Annotated in this window: 5 protein-coding genes; all 5 read left to right on the top strand. The window is 38.9% G+C overall.

Going from position 1 to position 5,210, the window contains the following annotated elements:
• The first annotated feature begins 667 nt into the window (after nt 1-667).
• The 5 genes from CDZ78_RS03960 (at nt 668) to CDZ78_RS03940 (ending at nt 4,653) form a co-directional block, all read left to right on the top strand.
• Nucleotides 668-1,567: a hypothetical protein gene (locus tag CDZ78_RS03960; protein WP_087868809.1), complete on the top strand. Its 900-nt coding sequence runs from the start codon at nt 668-670 to the stop codon at nt 1,565-1,567.
• Nucleotides 1,554-2,096 carry a hypothetical protein gene (locus CDZ78_RS03955; protein WP_087868808.1) on the top strand — a complete coding sequence of 181 codons (543 nt, stop codon included), beginning with the start codon at nt 1,554-1,556 and terminating at the stop codon, nt 2,094-2,096. Before CDZ78_RS03960 ends, CDZ78_RS03955 begins: the two co-directional genes overlap by 14 nt.
• Complete coding sequence (locus CDZ78_RS03950) at nt 2,093-3,397, top strand: hypothetical protein (protein WP_087868807.1); 1,305 nt, start codon at nt 2,093-2,095, stop codon at nt 3,395-3,397. Before CDZ78_RS03955 ends, CDZ78_RS03950 begins: the two co-directional genes overlap by 4 nt.
• A 699-nt stretch (nt 3,398-4,096) precedes the next feature.
• Nucleotides 4,097-4,354 (top strand): type II toxin-antitoxin system Phd/YefM family antitoxin, encoded by a 258-nt coding sequence (locus CDZ78_RS03945; protein ID WP_087868806.1) that lies wholly within the window; start codon nt 4,097-4,099, stop codon nt 4,352-4,354.
• The gene (locus CDZ78_RS03940; RefSeq protein WP_087868805.1) at nt 4,342-4,653 is read left to right on the top strand and encodes a type II toxin-antitoxin system RelE/ParE family toxin; all 312 of its coding nucleotides are present in this window, start codon (nt 4,342-4,344) and stop codon (nt 4,651-4,653) included. The genes CDZ78_RS03945 and CDZ78_RS03940 overlap by 13 nt, the downstream gene beginning before the upstream one ends.
• The last annotated feature ends 557 nt before the right edge of the window (nt 4,654-5,210 follow it).

The following is a 5,210-nucleotide window of genomic DNA, read 5'->3' as shown; positions in this document are numbered from 1 at the left end:
CCTTTAAAGTAAGTGGCGTAGCTTGTCTAGGTGGGAAGAATCGACGCTTACGAATCACAGGATAAAAATATTTAAAATTTTATATACAGTTTTTGTTTAAAGCAGGGTAGTGGTTTAGCTACTCCATTGCGTTATAGGAATGTAGCTAGCAGAATATGCGGTGCTTGTAATGAGTAAATGTAGTTTCTTTAAGTGTTTGTTATATATTGTGTATAACAACATTCTTTAAGTTTAAACTCATCTCTAATCAAGTCCTCTTTAGCTAAACAAGTTTGAATAAGGAGGGCAAAATTATTTAATTCAAATTCCCCATTTTTGTTCCTCCTCTTCTTCTAGAAAATGTGCTTCTTCTTAAGTCCGCACGAGTACCAGAGCAAATCATTGTTCATCCCAATTTATATGGCTTAATTTTTGCTTAATAATTAAATTACGCATGCATTTTTTAAGTAATGAGTACAAAACAGACTCGATAACTTTCATTGTGCAAACAGGAGGCAAGCTCTGTTCTGTAGAAATAGTTAGTCATTTCTACGCCTTGAGTATGAGCATAAATCCTGTGTTAGTTGCCAGGCTATTCAGTACGCGTTCTTAAAATTAAAATTTAATGACTGGCTAGACTGATTTTTTTAAAAAATTAACAATAACTACTTAACCAGGGGTAAATAATATGCAAAATATAAAGGCCCATGGAAAGCAAAAATGGCTCATTCATCTGAGCTTCTTGTGTATGCTTTTCATGTTTACTAATAGCTATGCGGTGATGAACGCGTTTGATAACCCCGTTAATCATCCTCCGATACCTTTATTAGATGAGCAGGGCAAGCATGTTCTAGAGTCTAATAATCCATATAGTCCGAAACAAAGCTGTGCAGGTAGCGGTTGTCATGACTATGAGGCAATTACCCATGCTTATCATTTTGAAATGGGCCGTGATGAAGCAGATGATAATTATGGTGCTAAACGCGGCCTACCTCATTTAGTATCGCCAGGTTATTATGGTGGCTATACTTGCATGGGTGGTGATACACAAAATGTGTTAGCGAAAAAAGTAAATGCTGATGCTGAAAACTTTGCTGATTTAGGTTCTGCTGGCTGGGTCAAAGACTGTATGAGTTGTCATACTGGTGGCGGCTGGGCTGAAAAAGATCGTGAAGGTATTCGCTATGATGAAAAAGATATAGCTGATATTAAACCTTTAGATGGTGACTATTACACGCGTGAAGTCGACCATATGACAGGTGAGTCAACAGTTAGCATGTGGGACTGGAAAAAGAGTGGTGTCGGTGAAGCAGATTGTATGTTCTGCCATGTAGACTTTAATACATTAAAACTGCCGGACGATAGTGGCTTAGAAGAAATGCTAACGCCTAGAAGAGCACGCCAGGCTTTTACAACAGAAGGATTTTTCCGCCAGGCAGCATCAGGCTTAATGGAATATGTGGTTGATAAAGACGGTAAAAATGTATTGACCGTTGCAAGATCTATGCAGGGTGGTGAGCACGTCGAGCATGGTGGTCCAGCTGCGGCGATGGGGCATACTCTTGATGATAGGCATGCCTATCTTTAAGTGGGATACCGAGGCGTTTGATGAGAATGGTAGAACCACCATTCCAATGTTGCGTTTTCCTGCGAATGATAACTGCATGGCTTGTCATAGAACCAGTAATTCACGCCGTGGTTTCTACGGTTTTGGTGAGGCGGCTTCAGCAACATTAGAAGGTGATGGCGAAAATCCTGAAGATGGAACATTAGTCGATGATTATCAGGATGATGTGCATAAAGGCAAGACCTACACCGATGACAATGGTGAAACGCGTGATATAGAAAACTGTAATAGTTGTCATTCCAAGCAATACTTTAAGTCTCCTTTGATGAATGTTGACTTAGATGCCAATCATGACTTTCCTAAAGGAAATTCAGATATGGATGTACGCAATGACTTAGACTACGCTCCAAATGCAAAATCCTGTGAAGAGTGTCATATGGAAGCGAAAAATGCAGTTGTTCCATCAGGTCATGATAACTTGTTAGAAGCACATCGCGAGCTATGGAAAGGTAATGGCGATATGGCTGGGTATATAGTCGAGATAGTTTGACCAAGATTACTCAGACCCATTTTGATGTTGTTTCATGTCAGGCATGTCATATTAATGGCAAGAAAAGTCGCGGAAACCCTATTCAAATATTGTTCCGTTATCGAATTGCAGAAGATGGCAAGTCTAAAATGGTTCCTTATAACCCTAGAGTACGTTCTTACTGGAAAGATAAAGTCAGTGGTCGTGCGCTTGTGCGCTTTGAGCTAGATTCAGTGTTTGAAAAAGGCGAAGATGATGAGGGTAACTTTTTTGGTATCATAAAGGATCCTGTTTCTGGCAAAGAATTAGGTAGAGTGACTGCAAGTCAGGGCCGTCATGGCTTTAGATTTGGTAAGCCTGATAGTTATGAGTCCTTTATGGCTTTAAAACAGGCATACGATAGTCTATTACGCAAAAAAGGCTATAAAAATCCTGATACAGCTGAGGTATTGACTGAGTCGAATGAGTATATAATCTCGTATAATACACGTCCTTCTCCTGATTCTGTACAGTGTGAAGAGTGTCATGAACGTAAGCAAAGTGGTGCGTTTAGTTCACTAGTATCACCTCAAGGTATCATGGGTAAAGCAAATGAGAAATTACTCAGGACTATTCCTGATGCTCGTTTAGTTGCTGAAGGGCATTACATTCTGGATATGCCATATATGAGAATCCAGGAAAATGGTGACATCATTGAAAATGTTGATGACATTTTGTATGACACTAAAATTGATCCATTTATGAGCGTCTTGAAAAACTCTAGCGCAAGTGAAGTGGTCGGTGAGTTTAGAAGAATTGAGAGAGCAAGTCTTTTAGCTGCAGCTGGACCAGAGCTAGGGGCGTTAATGTCTCCAGATCTACCAAGCAAAGATGCTTTCTTCTTTCAAATAAATAAAGGTGATTTTACTTTAAGAAGAATGGCAGCAGCTATTGACGCTAATACTGTTAATAATATTCTGTTTCCAGGATTTCGAGGTGCTTTAGGCTTTCTAAAAGGCGCTGAGGATGCTGCTCAAGGAGTATTGGATGCACGTAGTTGGGGGCAGTTACGCTCTGATGTATTTTTCTTTGATGTTCGTGATCAAGCTAAAAAACATGTGACTAGCTTTAACGGAGCACCTATGTTTATTCAGGTGGCTTATAAAGGTAATAAAACAGACTTAAGTCAAGTTAATGTAGTCATGGCTAACTGGGATTTGAGCACAATTGAATCTGTGCCAGCATCTGACTTATTGATGGTTATACCTGCAAGCGATGAAAGCGACGGGTTTGTTATCTTTAAAACTACTGAGCCAGGTTATTTTATTATTGCAGATAAATAATCCTAAAAACATCAGTTGAGCATGGGTTTTGTGGGGAATCTGGACGTGAAAGACAAAAAATAGCTCGAAGATGATGGCCGTAGCCCTTGTCGAGAGCTGTTCTGCAGGGTTTCGCGTCCAGATTTATTCACAAAACCATGAGGCGGATTTAATTTACTATATTGGTGAGAACGAAAACTTAGTGAAACATATATTTTCAACAATATACGCTTATAGCTAGCGTTCAACTGATGTTTTAAGGATAATGCATGGCTGGTTTTTCTAAACTACCTGAATTTCAATAATCAGGTGTTTAAGGAGGGAGTGATTATAGATCACTCCCTTTTTTTTGCCTTTTTAAAATGCAAGGCCGCGTATTACACAATTATTTACGGACTTTAGGTTTCTGTGTTGCTCAGGAACAATAAACTATCTGTATGATAACTTTGGTGTTTTATGTTTAGCAAGGCTTCGGTGTATCCAGAACCTTGACGTAGTTTCTTTAATACCATCAATGAAGCAAGAACCAAATGATGCTACATAGCCATTTGATTTGAGTATATGGCTTACTTCTTCACTTGATAGTTTTGGGTAATACTTTTTAATATGTTGAAATTGAAATGGATGACTTCCAATTCCAGTTTGAGTTTCTAATTGATGATGTAGTCGTTAGCTAAAAAATACATTGAAAATGTATAGAGTGATAGTATAGTGTCACTTATGAAAACAGAATTAGTTACTACATTAAAACGTCAAGCAACCAAAATATTAGCTGAATTACATGCTTCAAAAGAACCTGTTCTTATTACTGAGCATGGTCAGCCATCAGCATACCTTGTTGATGTCCAAGATTATGAAATGATGCAGAATCGAATGGTAATTCTAGATGGACTAGCACGAGGTGAAATGGCTATTATAGAAAACCGCATTTATACTCAAACTGAAGCAAAAGAAAAAATGAGTAAATGGCTCAAGTAATCTGGACGGAACCAGCTCTATCAGACCTTGATGCAATAGCAGAATATATAGCTCTTGATGAACCAAGTGCGGCTATAAGTTTAGTTAAAAAAGTTTTCTCTAGCACAGAAAGACTTGAACAATTTCCAGAATTAGGCCGTAAACCACCAGAGTTTAAAAAATCAAGATATTTAGAGATAGTTGTAAATCCTTGTCGTATTTTTTACAGGATTGAAGGAGACGCAGTATATATAGTATATGTAAAGCGTAGTGAAAGAAAACTTCGAAAATATATGCTCAAAACAAGAAAAATAAGCTAAATTGGGTAAGGGCTGGTTTTTCTCCGACCTCCCCCACACCACCCAGAATACGGGGCTGCACAGGGCGGTTCTTTTGCGTAATAAAACCAATTGCGCCCTTGCAATTGACCCCAGAGCTGGCTATGGAATCTTGCCGTCCCCCCCCATATTAAACATGAGAAAGACAAGCCCAGCTCCTCTTTGGTAAAGGGTCAGGCCTTCACTCTGTCCCCTACCATTATGCTAGGCATTTGGCTGCTATGCCATCTGCTGACTTTTGTTTAATCATCAGCAAGGTTGCCCCTGCAAACGCTATGCGCATTTATTGCGTTGCTATCGTATTCGCTAGTTCACCGATGGATAGCCATCAGGACTCCCGGACATTTAAATCAGTTACCCACTGACTCCATTTCATACAATAAGATTACATCGCATGTTAGATAGGGTATGTGGAGAGGCAAACTTAAATACGACAGGTATAAAAAAAAGGGGTAGTGGGTTAAATCTGTTATTTCACTTAAATAATTAGGAGAAGTAAAAGGTTTACATCATAATTCCTCGAATGAAATGTTATCAAG

This window comes from Bathymodiolus platifrons methanotrophic gill symbiont (genome assembly GCF_002189065.1).
Classification (GTDB): Bacteria; Pseudomonadota; Gammaproteobacteria; order Methylococcales; family Methylomonadaceae; genus Methyloprofundus.
The sequence above is the reverse complement of the archived record's forward strand: the minus strand, read 5'-3'. Positions and strand labels throughout refer to the sequence as shown.